Below are 22,003 nucleotides of genomic sequence, written 5' to 3'. Positions count from 1 at the left end.
TGGTAAAATTTTATTGAATTTGATATGAAAGACTAAAATCTTGTAAAACTTCCCAAAATTTGGCAAGGATGCGTAAAGCTTAATAATATGCTGTATAAAGCAATAACGAGCAACAAGTTTTGGCAACGATCCATAAAAGTTGACCATATCTCGCAGAAACTAATACGTTCATGCAAAAAATCGCAGTGATAAGCTGATCAAACGCATCTTAGGCTCCCAGGGTTTTCAATAACTGCCAGTAGCATTGTGGTTGCAATAAATTGTATTTCAAAGACAAGCGGTAATGAAACCGGGCGGCGGGCAGGTTCCGTTGTTGCTTAAACACATGGCCGATATGTAAATAGGCATGGCTTTTCGCTTTGTGCAGGTGTTTCCTGGAAACCATCTTGTGGCGGTACAGGTATTCAAAGGTCTCAAGAAACCCGTTATAATTTTCAACGGGGATCTGGCTGCTTTCATTGCTTTCATGCAGAAGGCGCCATAACAGCGGTTCATAAATAATACCTGCATCATAATGCCAGGCCAGGCGCATATTGAAATGATAATCGGAGCCGAAAGGCATATCTTCATTGAACCAACCTGTTTTCTCAAAACAGGAGCGATGCAGCACCAGGGTTGGGTTATACACCACAAAGCGGTTTTCTTTCAGGCGGTCAAAAATATTCGTGCATTCTATGCCACGGCGCCTGGTATAGGTGCGCGGCGTCAGCACCTCGCCGGCTTTATAAGTGATGGCATCGGTAATGGAAAAGCCTAGTTCAGGCTGTTCAGTTAATAAGGCCACCTGTTTTTCCAGTTTGCTTTCCGTCCAGCTATCATCCGAATCATTAAAGGCGATGAGCGATCCGTTTGCCTGGCGGATGGCAAAATTTTTCAGGATGGCGGTGCGGCCGGTGTGGGTTAATTTATAATAGCGGATACGGGGATCCGGAATGGCCCTTACCTGCTCTTCGGTATTGTCATTAGACCCATCATCGGCAATGATGAGTTCCAGGTCGGTAAAGGTTTGATTCAGTACGCTGTAGATGCTTTCTATAACCAAATGCGCCCGGTTATATGTAGTGAGAATGACGCTTACCATGCGAGTAAATACGAGTAATGTTGGCGTATCGTTGCTTTTCTGTATGGTGAATGATACCAGTTACTAGGTATGTGTTGCAGGTTACCGGTTTCAGGTCACCGGTTTCCAGGCCCTGAATTTCATGCTGTCCTGCCTTTTGCCCGGCAACCGGTAACTGGTAACCGGTAACAGTATTTCCTGTAACCTGCAACCATTTCTTAATCCCCTAAACAACCTTCCAGATACCTTCGCCGTATTGATTAACATTAAACTGAATAATTCATATTACCCCATCTTCTTCCTTACGGCCTTGCTGGGCTATTTTATTTTTAAAGCCGCTGCTGCACCTTTCTCTGATTTTGCAGGTTATTATTTCGGAAGCAGGGAATTGTTACAGAGGAATTATCAGACCGTATATGATACCTGGTCGCTGAACGAACTGATCGCCCGGGAAGGCTATAGCGGCGTTTTTGTATCCTATACGCCGTTTCCGCCATTTAGTTCTATTGTGCTGGCGCCTTTCCTGCTCCTGCCGGTGGCATGGGCCAAAGTGGTGTTTAATATCCTGTCGGCCGCCTTATTTGTGATCGCAGTGGCGCGGGCCATTAAATACCTGGCTGTTCCTCCATGGGTAAGCTGGCTTTTACCCCTGCTATTCTTTATTCCCTTACGCAACAATATCTATTTTGGACAGGCATACCTGTTATTGACGGCCTTACTGCTGGAAGGCTACCTGGCCTACAAAAAAGGAAGAACGGTAGGAGCTGCCTTGTTATGGGCGGCAGCTATCTGTTTTAAGTTATTCCCCTTGCTGATCCTTTTCTTTCTATTGATAAAGAAACAATACGAACAGCTCCTGTATTGTACAGCCGCGTGTTTATTGTTTGGATCGCTTTCGCTGATCGTAAACGGTTGGGCGCCCTGGCGTTATTATGTGTTCACCATTTTTCCCCGCGCCAACAGTGGTGAACTCAATGATAGTTATACCTGGATGTTCCAGTCCGCATATATGTTGCTGAAAAACGGGTTTGTCTATGATGCTGTGCAGAACCCGCAGGTAATAATTAACAGTACTCCCTTGTTCATTAGTTGCATGGTATTCTTCAAAGCCCTGGTACTCGCCGGCTGTATTGGTATTACATTACAAAAGAAAGTTTCGGGTTTTACCGCTTTTGCGGCCTGGATAACCGCAAGCCTTTTATTGTCGCCCAATGGCAGCACCTATTCTTTGGTCCTGCTGCTGATACCCTTGCTGGCACTGACCTATAACAAAGCGGTTTACCTGTATACAGCTATGGTGCTGGTGTTTTTAATGGGTCTTATCCCGGTACAGGCATTGGGCGGCTGGCCATTGTTGTTACAATACCCACGTTTATACCTCTTGTTGTTCCTGTTCGGCATATTGATCTGGGAAGCGAGGATACAGGTGGCGGCCAAGCCATTTATTGCAATAGCTATATTGTTGTTCGTGGCAGACGCCGGTAAATTCAAAGACCGATCCGATAACAGCAATTATTTACTGCCGGCAGACCTGCCGCTGGTATATGACTATACCATTAAAAATAATAAACTGGTGTATTATTACTGGGATGAAAAGGGCGACCATGAAAGCGTCACCGGTTATGCTGTAAACAGTTTTACCACCCGGGAGGTGCAGATCGAAAACAACCAGCTGTATTTTAAGGATAAACAGCTTACTGACAGCCCGGACCGTAAACGCCAGGCCATGCTGGTGAATGGAAAAGAAATTATTTATCTCTCCGATAAGAACCGGGGCTTTGGTTTTTACACATTGCGCAGACTGAAAGTTGCAGAATGATACTCCAATAAGCGGCTGATCCTTTCAATGATCCGTTCAGCAGGTATTTCTTTCATACAAACATTATTGCCCTTGCAGGGCAACTGTTCAAAACGATGCACGCAGGGAGAACAGGCTGTTTTATTATAGCAATACAAATGACGGTTTTCTTCACCGGCTTGCATTTTTAAATAATGCGCGGGGTTGGTGGGCCCCCAGACAGAGATCGTAGGCAAACCCAGTTTGCGGGCAAGATGTAAAGGGCCGCTATCTATGGTCACGATGCAGGCGGCTTTTTCGCTTATAAACCGGTAATAGGCCTTGAAATCAAGGACACCAGCCATATTGGTTACTAGTCCATGCTGTGTATAAGCTGGCAGGTATTGATCTATGAACCGGTTAATATCGTTTCTATCATTAGCGGCACCGAGGAAAGCAATGCGATAAAGGGTATGGTTCAGGATCCAGTGGCAAATGGCTGCAACGGTTTCATCGGGCAGCTTGCGCACAAGCGCCAGTTTACTGCAGGTATTGTTCACCAGGATATAAGGCTTTTCCCATTCATTTGACCGAAACCTGTTTTGTTCCAATCGTGGAAGCAGATTCGTGTTGGCGATCACCTGTGCCATATGTAGATAATTATCTTCCAGGCAGGTGCCCTGTTCGAAGGGAATATTATGGGTGTTGAGAAATTTCCGGAAGAATACGGGCGGTAAATGAAATCCAAACCGGTTCCTGGCCATGGTGAGTAAAGCGTATACGGTGGTTAGTTTTGAATAGACTTCCAGGTCCGCCACCCATAATTTTTTAAGCCGCCAGGACCGTATGATATATCTTATTGAATTGGTGATCGTGATAAAGAGGCTGCTGGTATGAACCGGCCAGATCTCATCGAATACCCCGAATGGTTCAATGCCGGCAGCGATATTGGCATCGGTGAGCAAAATAAAACGGGTGTTGGGCATTTTTTGGCGCAGTGCCTGAATGGATCCTGTGGCTATGACCAGGCTGCCCAGGCCCAGCAATTTTACAAAGAGCAGGTACCGGGGCGGTTCCTGCAGATGGTGATCCCTGCGCATGAGAATTCCCAGCAACCGGGTTAGCGGAAGCAAAAAAGCGATCAGGCAGTAACCAAGGTATTTATCTAGTTTTCGGTTGGCTGGTAATTGCACTGGCAGGAAATATTTGTGAAGAATAATACGCTGGAAACAGAGGGTGGGTTGCCAGTGGGGGGGCCACCAGCCGCTCAGAGCTTTATGATCTTATTACAGGCCTGCAGGCTTTTTTTGTTATGGGTGATCAGGATAATGATCTTACCTGCGGCGGCTAATTGATGCAGATGGTGTAAAAGCTTCTCTTCTGCTTTTTCATCCAGTTCACTAAAAGGTTCATCCAGGATGAGCACACTTGCTTCTTTATACAATGCGCGGGCCAGGGCAATGCGTTGGCGCTGTCCGCCGCTGATATTCTTTGCATTCTCTGTAAGCTGGGTATGAAGGCCGGCTGGTAAAAACGGCAGCCATTCCGAAAGGCCGGCCATCTCAAGCGCCTGATGCAGCCTTTGATGATGATACTGCCCGCCGTTCAGGGTAATATTGGCCAGCAAGGTATCGTACATAAAAAACGGCTGCTGTTTAACATAGGCGATCTGCGGCCAGTATGCTTTACATTGTTCATGGCTCACTGGCTGTTGATTAATGTATAACCGTCCGCTTTCGGGCGTAATAAATCCCAATAGAATATTCAACAGGGTGGTCTTTCCTTTCCCGGAAGCGCCATCGATGCCAACCAGTTCACCTTGCTGCAGCTGGCAGGAAAGATCAGTAAGAATGGCCTGCTGCCCATAGGTAAAATTCAGCTGCTCGAGTGTTATTGTATGTATGGGCGGCGGTGTTTGACTGCCTGGCACTTTTGTCGTTTTATTTTCTTGTACCAGGTCATTGATAGTAAAGGCATAGGTGCGGATCTGTCCGGTCGCATTCAACATGCGTGCAATACCCGGAATGATCTTATAGGCAGCAGCCATGAAAGCACCCAGGGTTACGAGCTGGGTAGCATTGTTTGCGTCACCCGCCAGGCTACTGATCACAATTAATACCAGCAGGCCAAATACCGCAAATACTTCTGCCAGCCGGGCAGGCAAAGCCTGTAACGATACCAGGGTAGATTGATGGTGGTTAAGTGTTTCCTGGGCGGCAGCATACCGTTCGGTAAAAAATGCATTCCGCTTATAAATATTACTTTCTACATAGCCGGTGATGGATTCATGCAGGCGTTGCCACATGCCCGTGCGGCTGCTTTTAATATAATTGCGGGCAGTATGCAGTTTTCTTTTAGTGAACGAGCTGGCAAGGATCACCGGCGGCAGCAGGATGATCAACAATAACAGGAACAGTTTGGCATTGAAAAGCAGGATGGCCGTGATGGATAACAGGATCAACATCAATTCTGTAAATAACTGTTGCAGAGGCGCCAGCACATGCTGACTGAATTCCAGTGGTTGCAGGCTGATGGTGCGGGTGAATTGCGCGGAGTCGGTATGAATATAATCCATGTAATGGCCTTCCAGATATTGCCGCATATTATTACGTGAAATGCGGGATGCCACCTGGTGCACGAACCGGCTTTGCCAGCTATTGATAAGATAGGCCGCCAGGTTCTTCATGCTGAACAAAAGAAAGAATACTATGATCAGCAGTAATGATGAATGGGTGAAGAGGCTTTTGGCGAGCGGTTCGCCTACAAGTGGAGCGAAGGTGCTAACGGCATCTACCGGTTGTGTATAAAAATGAATGATGTATAATAAGAGGGCAAGGGATGCGATATCGGCGAGGCTGATCACCAGCGAAAGGCCGGTTAACCAGCCCCACTGTTTTTTTTCGTGAGCGGTTAAAATGTTCAGCGTTTTAGTAAGGATAGCTATCACTGATCTGCATCATGTTTTAAAAGGTGAAACTGTTTTGCTGTTATAACTTCTACGCAAAAATGCGCGCAGCGGTTGCTGGAAGACCCTGCTGCTCTTTCTATCTTGTTCAATTAATAAATAGTTATCAGTTCCTTATATAAAGTTTAAGAAAAGATTAAGTCACATAAGTGTTTTCTCCAACCTGTAAATTTGGTTGAACAATTTATACAGCTTATTATTGCAGCCCGTTTGTTGTTATACTGCACTGTTTGATTGCTTAGCCAGGATTTGCCGCACTACCAGGATTTATTTTATTTCTATCCAGCCCTTTGTTGAAGTCACTTATTCCCGGATTGGTAATTGTATCTTATTTTTCATTGTAAACCTTATCTATATGAAAAAGTATCTTTTTTCATGTATCTCCGTCAAGCCCATCTTTTATATTCTCGTATTCTTTTCAATCCTGCACCCCGATCTCGTTCTCGCAACCGTCGGTTTAACTGACACAGCTTATTATTATAATGAACGCGGCAAATTGCTGTGGCAGGATGTGCATGCAGAAAAAGCAGGCAACTATATTATCAGAACCAAAAAGAGCTATGACGAAATATTTGACGAGATACCAAAAGACGATTCAACCAAACAGCTGAGCGCCGGGTATAATACTGCGGCTGTGGCCAATATTACAAGACCACTGGCGAGAAAAGTAGCAAAATTGATAAAACAGGGCAGGATCAATGATCCGCTTGTATTGGAAAATATTATACCTGTATTGGACAAACGAATTATGCGCCGGATGTATGAAAACATTGTGGTGCGTTGTTCGGGCCCCGGTGCGCAGCAAAAAGAACATGGCGGAGTGGTATTTCCCGATGGCACCGTCACCTGTATCAGCGGGGAATTGTCAGATCCCCGGTGGTTGCAGGGCGCCACATTGACGATCAAAGAAAAAGCCCTGGTATATTATCATAGTCATCCGGAAGGATATGTAGAAGAAGCATTACACAGTGACCGCAACAGTGCACATCAGCATAACCGCGTGCAATTTGCACAAACCAGTTCCCGCCGGTTGATCAATTATGTGCAGGGCCCTTCGCGGCAGGACCAGGAAGCGGTCGGTGAGGGAACCGGTTATGTATTTGGGATAAAGAACGGGGGCTTTATTTATATCTATGATAAAAAAGGGGTGCTGGCAACTTTACCAATTCGATTTGTGAAGAAAATGCACTCTTCACAACCAGGTAAGCTAAAGAAGACGGCAACTTATTTCGCAGGCATTTTTCCTGCCTGAGCGCTTGCAGTTGATTTAAACAGGAAGTGACCCAACCCACCAGGTGACCCAACCAGGCATTACAGGGATTTCAGCATTTTGGCAACGATCTTGTCGATCGGCAGGGAAACAGAGGCTTCTGAGAAATCGTCCCAGTCGATGAAGCGGAATGTTTCTGTTTCTCCTTTTTCTTTATATACTGCCATTTGCTGTTCGTCAAAATCAAATGGTTTCTGACGAAGGGGGGCTTTTATAGGTTCCAGCGGATGTGCGTAATAGTAGATAGAGATGATCTGGTGGCTGGGGTTGAATGCGCTGATCTGGAAATAATCGGTGGTGTAAATATGATCGCCCACCCGGATGTCGAGATCCATTTCTTCTTTGAACTCTCTTTTCAAACAATCGCGGGTGCCCTCACCGAATTCCAGTCCGCCACCGGGGAATTTGGTGTATTTACCACCGCGGATCAATTCATCACTAACGAGCACCTGTTTGTTTTCGCCGATCAGGATGCCATATACTCTGATACTGAACATAAGGAATTGGTTATCGGTTTTTGTTTATGCTCGTTACGCAATAAGCGTAAAGCGTTTTGCTAAAAGATCTTCTTTTTCAAAAAGAACCAGCCGATCACCAGCGATATCACCAGTGATAAAAATACAGGTATGTAAAAGGCAAAAGGGGAATGTGCGTAGGGGATGGGCACATTCATTCCATATATACTGGCCACCAGTACGGGCAGGGTCAATACGATGGTTATTACCGATAACCGTTTCAATACTTCGTTCTGGTTATTGGCAATGATACTTGCAAAAGCATCGAGGGTACTGCTGAGGATATTGGTATAGATGTTCGACATTTCCAGCGCCTGGGCATTATCTACAATAAGGTCATTCAGGAACTCTTTCTCATCTTCGTTCAGTCCAAGGAAATTGGTGCGTTCGATTTTCATCAGCAGCATTTCGTTCGAGCGAAGCGCCGTTACGAAATACACCAGGCTTTTCTGGATGCGCATCAGCTGCAGGAGTTGTTCATTACGGCTGGCGGCATACAGTTTCTGCTCCAATATATTCCGGCGTTGATTGATCTCTTTCAGGAATTCGAGATAGGTCTGAATGATCTTTTCAATGATCTTCAGCACCATCATTTTGCGGTTATCGGGATGCCGGTTCTGAAAGGTGTTCAGGAATTTTTTGATAGCGCCATTCTCGAAGGAGTTCACCGTTACGATCTGGTTGTGGGTAATGATGATACAGATGGGAATGGTGATATAGTAGGCGTCGCTTTCGTTAAATGAGTTGTTTTCGGTAGGGGTCTTTATGACCACCAGTTTTACATTGTCAGCCTCTTCAAAACGGGTTCTTTCATCAATATCCAGCGAGTCGGTGAGGAAGTCGAGCGGAATATCCAGGCTATTGGCCAATTCCGAGAACTCCTCCTGTTTCAGCGGCGGAAGAATGTTCACCCAGGCCCCGTTATCGGGCTTATCGATCGCTATGGTTTGTTTATTGATATTTTTGAAGTACTGGATCATAGGCGGCGCAAAGGTAATAGACAAATGCCAATTGGCAAGGGAAACCAATTTTGCCATTGGCAATCGGCAATTGGCAAGGATTGCCGGATATTCAGGCTTCCTTATCAATCGCGGATCTCCCTTTTGCCTGTTGCTTATTGCCGGTTGTCTATTGCCTTTTGCCTCTTGTCTGTTGCTTATTGCCGGTTGTCTATTGCCTGTTGCCTCTTGTCTGTTGCTTATTGCCGGTTGTCTATTGCCTTTTGCCTCTTGTCTATTGCTTATTGCCCAGTGTTACAGCGCCTTCAAATACTTTTTCAGCGGGGCCGCATAACCAGATGTTCTCGTAGGTATCGTCGTCGATCCGGTCAAACTCAACGGTTAGTTTACCACCGCGGGTTTGAACGGTTACATCGTTGAAACCCCGTTCGTTATGATAACATACCAGGGCGCTGGCGGTAACGCCGGTACCGCAGGAGAGGGTCTCATCTTCCACACCGCGTTCGTAGGTGCGCACTATTATTTCATCGTTATTTTTCTGTTCTACGAAGTTCACATTGATGCCTTCTTTGGCGAAGGCATTGCTGTAGCGGATATCTTTTCCTTTTTTGTAAACATCATAATCCCATACATTGGGCGTGAGTTTGATATAGTGGGGCGAACCGGTATCCACAATAAAATCGCTGTGATAGTCTTTCACGCCTTTCACATCTTTCATTTTAAGGCTCACCGTGCCGTCATCGTCGATCTCGGCTTCATGGGGGCCATCTACGGCTATGAAATTATATTTATCCTTACGGATGCCGATATTATAGGCAAATTTCACCAGGCAGCGGCCGCCATTGCCGCACATAGTGCTTTCCCGGCCATCGGCATTATAATATTTCATTTCGAAATCGTATCCGTTGGCATTGTTCAGTAACATGAGTCCATCGGCGCCGATCCCGAAACGGCGGTTGCACATAAAGCGCACCTGTTCTACAGTTAATCCATTGTAACGTTCATCGCGGTTGTCCAGAATAACAAAGTCGTTTCCTGTTCCCTGGTATTTGTGAAATACTAATTCCATAATTGATTGTTCCTCTTGCAATATTACTACAAACTGGTTTAGAACCATAATGGCCTGTCCTATTATAACAGATTGTTATTTACTTTGTTTCAATTACCATGCACTTATGACATCCAGCGTTCTTTTGATCAGTTTTTCAATGGTTGCCTGGCTGTCTTTCGAGAATTGTTTGGTAACACGGTTGGCCACAATCGCGCTGATGGAAAGGCAATGATGCCCCAGCAGTTTGCCCAGGCCGTAAATAGCGGAGGTCTCCATTTCGAAGTTGGTTATACGATGTGGACCGAAACTGAACTGGGTAAGGCGGTCAATGAGCTGGGGATGGCTCAGCCCGAGCCGTAAAATGCGGCCCTGGGGGCCATAAAAGCCCGGACAGGTGACCGTAATGCCGTGGTGGAAGTTATTGACGAAATGTTTAATAAGATGGGCGCTGCTGCCGCAGATATAGGGTTGGGAAATGCGGTGGTTGAGCTGGGTTTGGGTAATGAAGGATTGCAATAAGGCCTTTTCTTCCTCATTTTCGTCGTACCGGTAGAAGTTCAACAGGTTATCGATGCCCAGGCCATGGGTGGAAACCACGAAACTGTCGGTAGGGATATCGGCCTGGAGGGCGCCGGCGGTACCCACCCGGATGATGTTGAGGGGACTGAGCTGGGGCCTGATGGTACGGTTCTCGAGGTCGATATTCACCAGGGCGTCGAGCTCGTTTAGTACAATATCAATATTATCCGGACCGATGCCGGTAGAAATGACGGTCAGCCTTGTTTTGCCCAGGAAGCCGGTATGGGAGATGAACTCGCGCTGGTTGCGTTTATGTTCAATACGGTCGAAGTATTTACTGACGGCCGTCACCCGTTCGGGGTCGCCAACCGTAATAATAGTAGGTGCAATTTCTTCGGGCCGCAGGTCGAGGTGGTATACAGCCCCCCGTTTATTGATAATAAGTTCCGATTCCTGGATACGTTGCATAAAAAAGGATTAAAAAGGTTGTTTCAAATATCCGACAAATATCCTACTTTTGCACACCTCGTTCTAAACGAGTGAAATATGGTTCCGTGGCCGAGTGGCTAGGCAGAGGTCTGCAAAACCTTTTACAGCAGTTCGAATCTGCTCGGAACCTCCGAAAAAAAAGGATCGCTTAATCGCGGTCCTTTTTTTGTTTTTATGATGGTTTTGTGTTCACTAAAGCGGCAGAGGTCGAAAAACCTTTGCAGCGGAAAATAAAACATGGTTCCGTGTCCGCCAGCTGGCGGATAGGCAGAGGTCTGCAAAACCTTTTACAGCAGTTCGAATCTGCTCGGAACCTCGAAAAAAAGGATCGCTTAAGGCGGTCCTTTTTTGTTTTTATGATGGTTCTATATTCGGTGCGATCCGCTGCAATCATTTACCATTCGTTGGTCCTTCCGTGTTCACCATGCGCGGAATGCGATCTTTAACCGCCGGTAGAGCAGGGAAGGGGCCATGCGGTTCTGTCTGATACCAATAGGCAACTGTATAATAATTATCAGATCGGTGATTGGCATGACCGTGTTCAATGGTCATTTTGATTGACTTGTTAAACACAATCGGCGACTCGCTGTGAAAGCGGTATACTGTCCATTCGGCGCCGCGATTATCTCCGCCATTTCTGGGATTGCCATAACCGGAGTAGCTGAATGTCGGTTGATTATTTCCAAACGGATTGATCCCACAACCTCCATAGCACCATGCGCCGAGGTAATAGTCTTCTGCTCCTGTTCCATGAATAGCCGGATTTTTGTCGCCATCGATAAAGATCATTTCATCTCCTTCGCCCCACCAGTCGCCCTGGTTTTGCACAATGCTATGGGTAACGCCGAGAAAAAAACCTTTGCCCCGGGCTTCAAGGATCACATAATTTCCTTCTCCGTTCTTGTTTTGTTTGTTGTTGATCTTTTCATCGCCGTTCTGTTTCCAATCTGCCGACCAGCCATCCGTTGGTATTGCCTGGCGGTATTGTGCGTGGAAGTAGGTCATGTTCTGAGGCAGCGATGCATGTTTTTCCCAGTCGATATTATAGTAAAATGCGTCGATTGCATGTTCGCCCTCATTGGTGATCGTGATCTTTGCCGATCTACGGAATGGCATCGGGAAATAACAGTTCAGCGCACGCTGCGATCCCACGGAGAGGTATTTCGATTCGTAGAGAAAATATTTGGCGAGCCCGAGCCCGAAGAAATCTCCAATAGGCGCTTCGACGCTTGGTGTGCTGTTTCCTTCCCAATAGATTCTGAGGACGATCTTTTTCAGGTGATTTGTTTCGTTGCTGGCGATCGTAAACCACATGTGTTTGATAATGCCCGGGCCTGTTACATTCCCAATGGTGCGTGTTTCCCCCGGTTTGATCTTGTTCTTCCAGTTGCCGTCATCGTTGGCACCGCTGGTGTCGTAACTGGAGATGCGTTGTGAGCTGTAGTCGCGAAATTGCCAGATTTCGGTTGGCGCCGCGCCTGATGGCTCCGGTGTGCGTTGTGCGAATAGCGGATTGGTTAATAAGAAGAGCGCGCCGGCGGTTAAGAGGTTCCGCGCTTTCCTGACTGCTGATCTTTTCATAATGGCTGAATGTTTACTTTAAAGCTAATGCTTAATCTCATCAGCAGGAGGGAAAGTTGGGCTCATTTTATAACGGTTATGGATTTGCCTGTTGGCGGGCGGGCAGCGGTCGCAAAACGCTAAGGTGCTTAATTGAAATAACAGCAACTCAAATACAGGTAAAAGCTCATTTTTGCGTTCCTGTTCAGAAAAGCCATTTTGACTGTCTTCAAGGCAATAGACTTCGCATTGCGTACGGTTTTTTCGCTGATCTGAAGTTTGTCGGCGATCTCCTGGTTATCATATCCCTGGAAATAAGCCAGCTTCAAAATATTCCTGTAGTAATCTGGCAGCTTTTCCACTTCTTCGCGGATATGGGTGATCAGCTCCGACTCGATCTCGGCAAAGAGAACAGACCTTTCTTCTGCAATGGTAAAATCGCCGATCTGTTTATCGATGGCCGACCGCGCCTTTTGGTTGCGCAGGTAATTGAAGCATTTATTCCGTGCATTTAAGAACAGAAAGCCCCGGAGATTTTTGTAGGAATCGAACCGGTCTCTTTTTTCCCATAACAGGATAAAAAGTTGCGCCGTCATATCCCGCGCATCCTCGATGCCAGGTAGCAGATACTTACAAAATGAAAATATGCTGTTGTAGAAATGATTGTAAACGACGGTAAAAGCCGATTCATCCCCTTTTCTGAATTTTAATATCGTGTCATAGTCAAGTTCTATAGCCGACATAAGACCATCGTTGGTATTAGATTTATTATTTCGTCACCCATATTACCTCTATTAAGGCTCAACTTTCTGTTTACTCATCTATCATTTCAAGTATCCTTTCATTTTCAATGATGATCATGCCATGGCGGTCGCTGGTTATGCCGGCCTGAAGCGTATAAGGATACCTGGGCACGCTGCCTTCCATAATGGTGGGCAGGTAAGAAAATTGCAGATTGTCACATGCTGTTTTCAGCGCTTCGCCCACTTCAATGATATGAGTGGAAATAACAAAAAAGCTATTGCGGTAGGTGGAAAATTCTTTGGTAACAGCCAGCGTTGCATCGTATGCATCTTTCACATTGGTGCCTTTAAAAAGCTCGTCGAAGATGACCACCAGGTCCCTGCCTTCCGCCACTTCCTCCGCTACCTTCTTTACACGCAGCACTTCCGCATAAAAATGGCTGTAGCCCAGGTTCAGATTATCCGATACATTGATCGATGTATAAAGCCCGTCCCTCACAGAAAACACCATCTCCTTAGCTGCAACAGGAAATCCCATATGAGCCAGATATACGGCAATACCGATCGACTTCATCAATGTAGATTTGCCGGCCATATTCGCGCCGGTAAGGAACAGCACATTCTGTTCTTCGTGCAGGTGAAGCGGGTTGGCCACGCCATTTTTCAGGGCCGGATGGTGTAATGCAGTTGTCTTAAATATATGCTCACCTTTTGGAAGAGCCTGTGCATATGAGAAGTTCCTGTCGCGGGCCACATTGCTTACCGCAATACAGACGTCGAGATGATAAATAAACCGGAGTATGTTTTCCATCTCGCCCCGGAGTACATGGCGGATAAGATGATCATATCGCGCCAGTTGTAACAGCCTAAGCGGTTGATCGATCCGCAGCTCCCTCAGCCATTTCATTGTATCGCCTGAAAAAGCGCCGGCAACGGTTTCGAACAGTTCGGTGGAAGGATGTCCTTCCAATAATGCAAGGAATTGCTGCAAGCCCTTCAACATATCGATGGTTGCCAGCAGCCCGCTCTGCAACTGGGCATAGTGTTCGTCTTTCATGGCCATTTGCAGGAACTTCTTTCGTAAATGCCCGCCCGCAACTACCACGTACGAATGCGCGGTTCCTTCGCCCAGGTATGTTTCTGCTGCCTGGATGGTTGATGGGTTGAAAGGGAACGACAATTTTTTGTTATGAAAAAATTTAAACACATCGCTGCGCTGGTTTATAGCAAGAGCATCAGACAAAGGCTGTTGAAACATAAGTTCCAGCAGCTTTTCACCGCCTCCCGTATGCGTATCATTGAACAGGCTGAATAAAGAATGTGCTTTATACTTCCCGGTTATATTCAGATCGTCAAGCGTTTGCTTATCCGTTTTAAATCCCATATGCAGTAGTTTTTCGTAATTGCTTTTTTCCGTTTTGCAGGATCTGCAGTATTTTTTCGTTGTTGATGATCACCATGCCGTGCCGGTCGCCGGTAATTCCCTGTTCTAATTTATAAGTATATACCGGTTGATGGCCGCTCATGCGCGTAGGCAGGTAAAGGAAATTAATATTGTTGCATTTTTCTTTCAGCACATCCCCGGCCTCGATAATATGTGTGGAGATCAAAAATATGCTCCTTCTTTTCTTTGCGAAGGCCGAGGTAATGGCAATCGTGGCTTCGTAAGCATCTTTCACATTCGTTCCCCGAAACAGTTCATCAAATACAATAAAGAGATCTTTTTTTGCCTGCAGTTCCCCAGCCATTTTCTTTACACGCAATACTTCTGCGTAAAAGTGACTGGCGCCCATACCCAGGTTATCGGGAAGGTTGATCGTGGTATAAACGCCATCGAGCACGGCGAATTCCATTTGCTGCGCCGCCACGGGAAAACCCATATGCGCCAGGAACATGGCAATGCTAATCGACTTCATAAAAGTTGATTTACCGGCCATATTGGCGCCGGTAAGAAAAATAACATTGTTATCGGTGGTAACATGGATATTGTTCGGTACAGCGTTTTTTACCTGGGGATGGTATACTCCCTCCAGCTTTAGCAAATTTGACTGGCCTGCGGGCAGGGCTTTCGGAAAAACAAACTTTTTGTCGTTTGCCACTTTTGCGATCGCCAGGTAAACGTCGAGGTAATAAATATGTTGCAACAGCTTTTCAACCAGGTTCCGGTGGCGGAACCGCAGGATCACATCAAACGCTGCTACCTGTGCGTGCGAAAGCTTTCCCTTACTCTCATACATTACAGCGAAAGCCGGATCATTCAGAATGGTGCGTATTTCCTCTTTTTCTTCTTTATAGAAGGGATGCCCATTCAGCGCTTGCATCAATTCCTGTGCATTCTTCATCAACTCCACCAGTGACTCAACACCTTTATAGATCTGCTGGGTCTCGATGTCCATAGCGATCATGTTCGTCAGTTTCCGGGTCACCGTATTTTCCTGCACGGTTAGTTTCGAGCGCTCATCAGTGTTGGCTAAATATGCTTCAGCCGCATCGAAGTCCGAACTTTTAAAAGGGAAGGAAGTTCCCGCTAACGCAAACGATTGTATAATGCCGCTGCGTTTGTTTATAGCTTCATAGTCAGCAAGCGGATACCGGAACAGTTCTTCCAAAATGGCCGCCCCGCCTCTTGTTGTGCAGCGATTGAAGATGTTGTAAATGGAATCTCCGCCTTGTTTGCCGAAAATGTTCAGGTCTTCCAGGCTTTGTTTATCTGTAGTGAACGACATGTGCATGTTTTGAGTACAACGGCGAATATACTACCCAAAATAAAACATGGCAAGGTAAAATACGTCTGGTCGAGTAAACAGCTGGGGTAAACCACGATATACTGATAACGATGACCGTTGTTTTAATAGTCTGAAAAAGAATGCGGTAACTGTCAGGTTGCGCAACGCAAAAAAAAGACCGGTGCAACAGCTGATTTTTTTTCTAAATGTTCGGGACAAAGCGGGATGCTCACGGGTTATATAGGATCAAAGGTGCAACGGAAAAGTTATGAACAACTTGCCAAACAGGATAGCTCAGCTTATTTCAAAATATCTGAACGATGAACTGAATGATCAGGAGAAACAGGAATTGGATGAATGGGTGCAGCAATCCGAAGATCATCGCCATTTTTTCCGGCAGTTCACTGACGAAGAAGCGTTCGCTGCAACATTGGAAGAGTATGAAACAAGCCAAGGCATCGTTTTAAGTAAGATAAAAGAAGCGATCACCTTTGAAGATCAGTCAAGGTCAAAGGCCCGGATGATCTGGTGGTTAAACCCGCGAAAACTTACGGCCGTAGCGGCTTCCGTTATAATAGCTGGTGGCGCACTGGTGTGGTGGAATGTAAATAAAAAAGAAAAGCAACTTACTGAAGCTGCGACCGTACAGCCAGCCTATAACGGGCATCCGGCATCGGAAGGCGCTGTCTTGAAGCTGGCTGATGGAAAAGAGATCATCCTTGACAGTGTGCAAAATGGTGCAGTGGCCATACAGGGGAATGCAGAAGTTATGAAACAGGGAGGCCTGTTATCATACAACAATAACAAAACTGGTAATACAGTTTTGTACAACACCTTATCTACGCCCAGGGGTAAGATCTATAAACTGTTGTTGCCTGATAGTTCGAAGGTCTGGTTGAATGCGGCAAGTTCAATACGCTTTCCTACAGCATTTACAGAGAACCGCCGAAGCGTGGAAATAACCGGTGAAGTGTATTTTGAAGTAGCGGCTGTACGGCTTGCCTCGGGGGAAAAGATGCCTTTTGAGGTAATAGCCGATCAACGCGCTATGATCAACGTGCTGGGCACGCACTTTAATGTGAATGCGTATAACAATGAAACATCGCTTCGCACCACCCTGCTGGAAGGAAGGGTGAGCATTCAGCTGATGCAGGAGGAATCCGGTAAACCGGTGATCCTGAAACCCGGAGAACAGGCGCAAATAAATGCACACACTGCCGGCATCGCGGTTCATCATACCAATATCAGCAAAGTAATGGGGTGGAAGGATGGCTTTTTCAGCCTGGACGATCTGTCGCTGTCAGCATTGATGCGCGAGGTGGAACGCTGGTATGACGTAGAAGTGGTGTACGAGCATGGGATTCCGGTGAAAACGTTTTTCGGAAAAGTGAACAGGGACCTTTCCTTATTTGATTTTATGGAGGGGTTGAAAGACTGGGGCGTTCGCTTCAGAATGGAAGGAAGAAAGGTGATCATTACGGGCGTCGAATAATAGTTACTATAGGCTTACCAAAAGCCATGACCCAACCAAAACACTGTTGACAATGAGATTGACTGTTTTATTGATTGCCGGGTTGCTCCTGGCACAAGGGCCTTCTATAGCCCAAAGCATCACTATCTCGGGAAAAGACATAGCCATGAACAAAGTGTTCGAAGCGATCGAACAACAAACCGGTTATGTGATCTCCGGCGATAAGAGTATACTTACTTCTGCCAAACCTGTAAGTGTAGCTGTCAGCAATGTACCGCTGGATCAGTTCCTGTACCTGATCTTCAGGGACCAGCATATCGCTTATCGCATTCGCGGGAAAAACGTCTTTCTTTCCCGAAGCAAGGACCCATCAACCAAAGCTGAACTATCGGTGACAGGCACTCCTGCTCCTTTTCCGCTGGCGATCATTACGGGCACCATCCGTTCGCGCAAGGGCGAATTGCTGCCGGGCGCATCGGTCAGGTTAAAGGGGCTGCAATCAGGTACGATCACCGATGCACAGGGTAATTTTAACCTGCGCAACATACCCGCAAAAACCATCCTGCAAATTTCCAGCATCGGTTATGAAACCATCGAAGTGGTCATTAACGAAGTACCGGAAGGTTATACCGCAGTTGCTCTTAAAAGAGACCAGGTTGATAACGTAAAAGCCACGCCGGGCAAACTGCTCATCATCGACATCGCGTTGGAGAACAGCAACAGCCAGATGGACCAGGTGATCGTCAACGGCTATTCCAATATCAACAAAAGCAACTTTACCGGCTCGGCCCTCACTATCAAACGCGACGAGCTGTTGAAAGTAGCGCCTGCCAATGTGCTGCGCAGTCTGCAGCTGTTCGATCCTTCTTTCAAAGTGATCGATAACAATAGCCTCGGTTCCGATCCCAATAACATTAACCCCATCTATATTCGCGGCCGTTCAGGCATTGGCGATGTCACCCTGCCGGATGATGAAGCGGCCCTGACCCCGACACAGCTTCGCAATGATCCCAACCTGCCGACCTTTATCCTAGATGGTTACGAGGTGCCGGCACAAAGGATTTTTGACCTTGACCCCACACGTGTGGAGTCTATCACCATTCTCAAGGATGCGGCTTCTACCGCCATCTACGGGTCGCGCGCTGCTAATGGAGTAGTTGTGGTAGAAACGGTAAAACCGGTGAGCGGAAAATTGCGGGTAAACTATTCATTGAACGGAAGCGTTACAGCACCTGACCTTTCGAGTTACCACTTGTTGAACGCAAGGGAAAAACTGGAGCTGGAACGGATCGCGGGTGTGTTTGAACCCCGCCCCAATGAGCCGCCTGATCAGTCATTGCAACGCGAACAAACATACTACGGTAAGCTGGCAGAGATCAATCGCGGGGTGGAAACAGACTGGCTGTCACAACCGCTGCGCACCGGTTTAAATCAACGTCATAATATACTGGTAGAAGGCGGTTCCAAAGAATTTATCTTCGGCGCCGACCTGAATTTTGCGCGCACGCAGGGTGTAATGAAAGGTTCGGAACGCAATAATAATTCCCTTGGCTTTTCTATTTCCTACAGGAAAAATAACCTGATGTTCAGGAATTATATCCAGTGGAATAATATTCAATCTCAGGAATCTCCCTTTGGTTCCTTTGCTACCTATGCAATGATGAACCCCTATGATGATCTATGGGATGAGGACGGGGCTTACAAGAAACTGTTGACCGACTGGGGACATCCCGGTGGGGAGGGGAATCCGCTCTACGATGCGCATCTGAAAAGCTACAACCGTACGACGCACAACGATTTTTCAAACAACTTCAATCTGCGCTGGACCATCGCAGATGGCTTACGGCTGGATACCCGCCTTTCCGTAATGCTGCAAAAAAGCCAGCAGCAAAACTTTAAAGACCCGGCTTCCTCGCAATTCAACAATATGGATTTCACGAAAAGGGGAACGAAAAGTATTCTGGATGATGAGATGCGCACCTGGGATCTGAACGCCCTGCTGTTGTATGGCAGGGGCTATGGAAAGCACTTTCTCAATATGACCCTGGGGGCAAATGCCAACCAGAAAGAAATGATACGGTCCGGCTATTCCGTTCAGGGCTTTCTTACAGGTAATACCGATGATGTTAATTTCGCCGCTGAGATCCTGAATAAACCCACCGGCGACAATGAGAGATCGCGGCTGCTCGGCTTCCTGGCGTCTGCGAATTACAGCTATAATAATATTTACCTGCTGGATGTTTCCGGCCGTTACGATGGCGCTTCGCAATTTGGCTCCAATGTGCGGTTTGCACCTTTTTGGTCGCTGGGCGCCGGGATCAACGTGCATAATTATGCAGGGATAAAACAAAACTATCCCTGGTTGAACAACCTGAAACTGCGTTCCAACTACGGACAGGTTGGCAAAGCCGGGTTTTCACAAAGCGTATCTAAAAGTACCTACGGTTATAATTTTGAAGACTGGTATGCGTTCGGTATAGGCGCTAACCTGGTGACACTCGCCAATCCGGACCTGAAGTGGGAAAAAACAACCATGTTCGATTGTGGCGTCGACATTACCGTTTTTAACAGGCTTAGCGTTACCTTCAATTACTACAATAAAAATACAGTCGACCTCATAGGGGATATCACTTTGCCTTTCTCCACCGGTTTCAAATCGTATAAAAGTAACCTGGGGGAGATCCTGAACAAGGGGTATGAGTTCAATATGCGGTACCAGGTGCTCAGTTCCCGCTCGGTGAACCTGAACCTGTATGCTACTGCCGCGCGCAACAGTAATAAATTTCTTAAGATCGGCGACGCGCTCAAAGAGTACAATAAGCGCGTAGAAAAATATTATGCGGATCACGATGTGGTAAATAAACCGCTGAATAAATATTTCGAAGGCGCATCGCTAACGGCTATATATGCCATGCAGTCGCTGGGCATCAATCCTGCAGATGGCAGGGAAGTTTTTCTAAACCGCAACGGCGATGTTACTTACACCTGGAATCAGACCCAGCATGTGGTAGTAGGCGATACCGAGCCCGATTGGCGGGGATCATTCGGATGTAACTTCAGTTATAAGAACTTCTTTGTGTTTACCGGATTCCTGTATGAAGTGGGCGGCGACATGTACAACAACACGCTTGTGAGCAAAGTAGAAAATGCAAACGTATACTGGAATGTAGACAACAGGGTATTTTCAGATCGCTGGCAGAAGGCGGGCGATGTTACCTATTTAAAAGACGTGCGTTTATGGAATGAGACCACACAGGTGACCTCCCGCTTTGTACAGCGCAATAATTACATCGACTTCAATTCCGTTACCATTGGCTACGACCTTCCCCAGCGCTTACTCAGCAGGTGGAAAGTAAATAACTGCAGGGTGCAGGTAACCAGTAATGAACTGGGACGTATCTCGTCTGTTGACACCGAACGAGGAACCGATTATCCTTACGCCAGAACCCTCAACCTTACTTTAAACATCGGCATTTAAAATGAAAAACGTATTCTCTTTGATCTTAGCGGCCATACTGTTCATGAACACGGGCTGCGTGAAGAAGTGGCTTGAGCTGGAGCCCAAATCAGAAGTGTCTTCAGATGTATTGCTGTCAACACCGGAAGGTTTTTCGGTAGCGCTCAACGGCATTTATACCAACCTGTCTTCCGACCCTTTGTATGGCGGCGAACTGGCGTTTAACCTGGTAGATGTATTGGCCCGCGTGTACGAAACAAAGAATACGCTGTACGATGGCCTGAAGAATTATGATTATGTATCCCTTGATATGGAGCGGAAGATCAACGGCATCTGGGCCCGGGCCTACAGCACCATTGCCAATTGCAACGGATTGCTGGATGAGATGAATAAAAAGGGCGACGGATTCTTCAAACCCGAAGAGCGGGCCCGGCTGGAAGGAGAGCTGTTATCGATACGCGCCCTCTTGCATTTTGACCTGCTTCGCCTGTTTGCACCGGCGCCCATTGTAAAAGATGTGGCGGCCATTCCCTATTACACAACGCTTAGCAACACCCCCATGCCAGAAAGGCTCACCAGCGAAATACTGCAATTGATCATCGCCGATCTCGAGCTGAGTAAAAAACTGCAAAAGCCTTTCGATACCCACATAGAGGCCAAAACCTATTTTCACAAAGACTTTCGCTTTGCCTTTAAAGGCCCCGGCCAGTTATACTTTGGATCAAGCAAACGAGGTTTTCGTATGGGCTTTTACGCCACCACCGCCTTGCTGGCGCGCGTTGCCCTGTATGCCGGCAATAACCGGCTGGCGCTCGATAACGCCATGGAAGTGATCAATGATAAAATGCCCGGCAATGAACCTGTCATCAATTTTACACCAGGCACCAACATCGATGTAGGAGAATATAACCGGCTATTGTCAGACGATCTGTTGTTTGCCTTATACCGGATAGATTATGAAGAAGAAGGCTTCAACAATGTAACCTTTTTATTGCCTAACACCAACCAGATCTTCGGTGCAGACCTGAATTCCGATTACAGGAAGAAATGTTACCTCACCGCCGACGGAAAACAATTGCTGAAGTATAAGACCGGCCAGGGCGACAAACGTGAAAAAGACGTCACTTCGCTGATCCCCGTAATAAGGTTGAGTGAGCTGTATCATATTGCCGCCGAAACCCGGTACGATACCGATCCCAATGGCGCCCTGGACCTGCTGAATACCCTGCGCACCAAACGCGGATGCACTATTCCGTTGTCGCCATTCCAGAACAAAGCCGCCTTTGTGGATGCCATTATCAACGATGCCCGCCGGGAGTTCATGGGAGAAGGCAAATTGTTCTTTATGTACAAGCGATTGAACAAGACCATACTCGACGAAACCAATGGCAACCAGACACTGACCGACAAATTTGTATTGCCCGTAACCGAAAGATAAATG

Annotated in this window: 16 protein-coding genes and 2 tRNA genes; 7 read left to right on the top strand and 11 right to left on the bottom strand. The window is 46.7% G+C overall.

Translation table 11 applies throughout. The features are described 5' to 3' along the window. Positions 1-208 precede the first annotated feature (208 nt). On the bottom strand, positions 209-1,081 hold the full coding sequence (locus tag JT717_RS20220) for a glycosyltransferase family 2 protein (protein ID WP_205512853.1): 873 nt from the start codon (positions 1,079-1,081) through the stop codon (positions 209-211). Positions 1,082-1,316: 235 nt separating this feature from the next. Between JT717_RS20220 and JT717_RS20215 the strand changes: the two genes are divergently transcribed. Further along, positions 1,317-2,879, top strand: coding sequence for a glycosyltransferase family 87 protein (locus JT717_RS20215; protein ID WP_205512852.1), 1,563 nt, complete (start codon positions 1,317-1,319; stop codon positions 2,877-2,879). Here the strand turns inward: JT717_RS20215 and JT717_RS20210 are convergent. Together JT717_RS20210 and JT717_RS28875 are read right to left on the bottom strand one after the other, a co-directional pair. Continuing rightward, positions 2,846-3,937 carry a glycosyltransferase family 9 protein gene (locus JT717_RS20210; RefSeq protein WP_205512851.1) on the bottom strand — a complete coding sequence of 364 codons (1,092 nt, stop codon included), beginning with the start codon at positions 3,935-3,937 and terminating at the stop codon, positions 2,846-2,848. The two genes, JT717_RS20215 and JT717_RS20210, sit on opposite strands and share 34 nt — an antisense overlap. A 167-nt stretch (positions 3,938-4,104) precedes the next feature. Then, positions 4,105-5,784: an ATP-binding cassette domain-containing protein gene (locus tag JT717_RS28875; protein WP_205512850.1), complete on the bottom strand. Its 1,680-nt coding sequence runs from the start codon at positions 5,782-5,784 to the stop codon at positions 4,105-4,107. Between the two features lie 373 nt (positions 5,785-6,157). Here JT717_RS28875 and JT717_RS20200 point away from each other — a divergent pair, with 373 nt between their 5' ends. Beyond that, positions 6,158-7,054, top strand: coding sequence for a hypothetical protein (locus JT717_RS20200; protein WP_205512849.1), 897 nt, complete (start codon positions 6,158-6,160; stop codon positions 7,052-7,054). Positions 7,055-7,113: 59 nt separating this feature from the next. Here the strand turns inward: JT717_RS20200 and JT717_RS20195 are convergent, their stop codons facing one another. The 4 genes from JT717_RS20195 to JT717_RS20180 all read right to left on the bottom strand — a co-directional run bounded on the left by JT717_RS20195 (position 7,114) and on the right by JT717_RS20180 (position 10,584). Beyond that, positions 7,114-7,569, bottom strand: a complete 456-nt coding sequence (locus JT717_RS20195; protein ID WP_205512848.1) for an NUDIX domain-containing protein — start codon at positions 7,567-7,569, stop codon at positions 7,114-7,116. A 59-nt stretch (positions 7,570-7,628) separates the two neighbouring features. Then, the gene (locus tag JT717_RS20190) at positions 7,629-8,624 is read right to left on the bottom strand and encodes a magnesium transporter CorA family protein (protein ID WP_240348295.1); all 996 of its coding nucleotides are present in this window, start codon (positions 8,622-8,624) and stop codon (positions 7,629-7,631) included. A 196-nt stretch (positions 8,625-8,820) separates the two neighbouring features. Continuing rightward, positions 8,821-9,615, bottom strand: coding sequence for a diaminopimelate epimerase (dapF, locus tag JT717_RS20185; protein WP_205512847.1), 795 nt, complete (start codon positions 9,613-9,615; stop codon positions 8,821-8,823). 93 nt (positions 9,616-9,708) lie between these two features. After that, a complete protein-coding gene (locus JT717_RS20180) occupies positions 9,709-10,584 on the bottom strand; it encodes a nucleoside phosphorylase (RefSeq protein ID WP_205512846.1) in 876 nt (291 codons plus the stop codon). Positions 10,585-10,664: 80 nt separating this feature from the next. On the opposite strand from JT717_RS20180, the gene JT717_RS20175 reads away from it, so the two are divergent. Both JT717_RS20175 and JT717_RS20170 read left to right on the top strand, forming a co-directional pair. Further along, positions 10,665-10,735, top strand: a tRNA-Cys gene (locus JT717_RS20175). Between the two features lie 109 nt (positions 10,736-10,844). Beyond that, a tRNA-Cys gene (locus JT717_RS20170) sits at positions 10,845-10,921 on the top strand. A gap of 74 nt (positions 10,922-10,995) precedes the next feature. Here JT717_RS20170 and JT717_RS20165 read toward each other — a convergent pair. The 4 genes from JT717_RS20165 to JT717_RS20150 form a co-directional block, all read right to left on the bottom strand. Next, positions 10,996-12,186 carry a glycoside hydrolase family 172 protein gene (locus JT717_RS20165; RefSeq protein WP_205512845.1) on the bottom strand — a complete coding sequence of 397 codons (1,191 nt, stop codon included), beginning with the start codon at positions 12,184-12,186 and terminating at the stop codon, positions 10,996-10,998. A 128-nt stretch (positions 12,187-12,314) separates the two neighbouring features. Beyond that, on the bottom strand, positions 12,315-12,908 hold the full coding sequence (locus JT717_RS20160) for an RNA polymerase sigma factor (RefSeq protein ID WP_205512844.1): 594 nt from the start codon (positions 12,906-12,908) through the stop codon (positions 12,315-12,317). A 70-nt stretch (positions 12,909-12,978) separates the two neighbouring features. Next, positions 12,979-14,292 carry a MutS-related protein gene (locus tag JT717_RS20155; protein WP_205512843.1) on the bottom strand — a complete coding sequence of 438 codons (1,314 nt, stop codon included), beginning with the start codon at positions 14,290-14,292 and terminating at the stop codon, positions 12,979-12,981. Further along, a complete protein-coding gene (locus tag JT717_RS20150) occupies positions 14,282-15,634 on the bottom strand; it encodes a MutS-related protein (RefSeq protein ID WP_205512842.1) in 1,353 nt (450 codons plus the stop codon). Before JT717_RS20150 ends, JT717_RS20155 begins: the two co-directional genes overlap by 11 nt. Positions 15,635-15,902: 268 nt before the next feature. Between JT717_RS20150 and JT717_RS20145 the strand changes: the two genes are divergently transcribed. The 3 genes from JT717_RS20145 to JT717_RS20135 are packed head-to-tail and all read left to right on the top strand — an operon-like array spanning position 15,903 to position 22,000. Then, complete coding sequence (locus JT717_RS20145; protein WP_205512841.1) at positions 15,903-17,126, top strand: FecR family protein; 1,224 nt, start codon at positions 15,903-15,905, stop codon at positions 17,124-17,126. 52 nt (positions 17,127-17,178) lie between these two features. Then, positions 17,179-20,583 carry a SusC/RagA family TonB-linked outer membrane protein gene (locus JT717_RS20140; RefSeq protein WP_205512840.1) on the top strand — a complete coding sequence of 1,135 codons (3,405 nt, stop codon included), beginning with the start codon at positions 17,179-17,181 and terminating at the stop codon, positions 20,581-20,583. Position 20,584: 1 nt separating this feature from the next. Next, positions 20,585-22,000: a RagB/SusD family nutrient uptake outer membrane protein gene (locus JT717_RS20135; protein ID WP_205512839.1), complete on the top strand. Its 1,416-nt coding sequence runs from the start codon at positions 20,585-20,587 to the stop codon at positions 21,998-22,000. Positions 22,001-22,003 lie beyond the last annotated feature (3 nt).

The organism is Longitalea arenae, assembly GCF_016924755.1.
GTDB lineage: Bacteria > Bacteroidota > Bacteroidia > Chitinophagales > Chitinophagaceae > Niastella > Niastella arenae.
The sequence above is the reverse complement of the archived record's forward strand: the minus strand, read 5'-3'. Positions and strand labels throughout refer to the sequence as shown.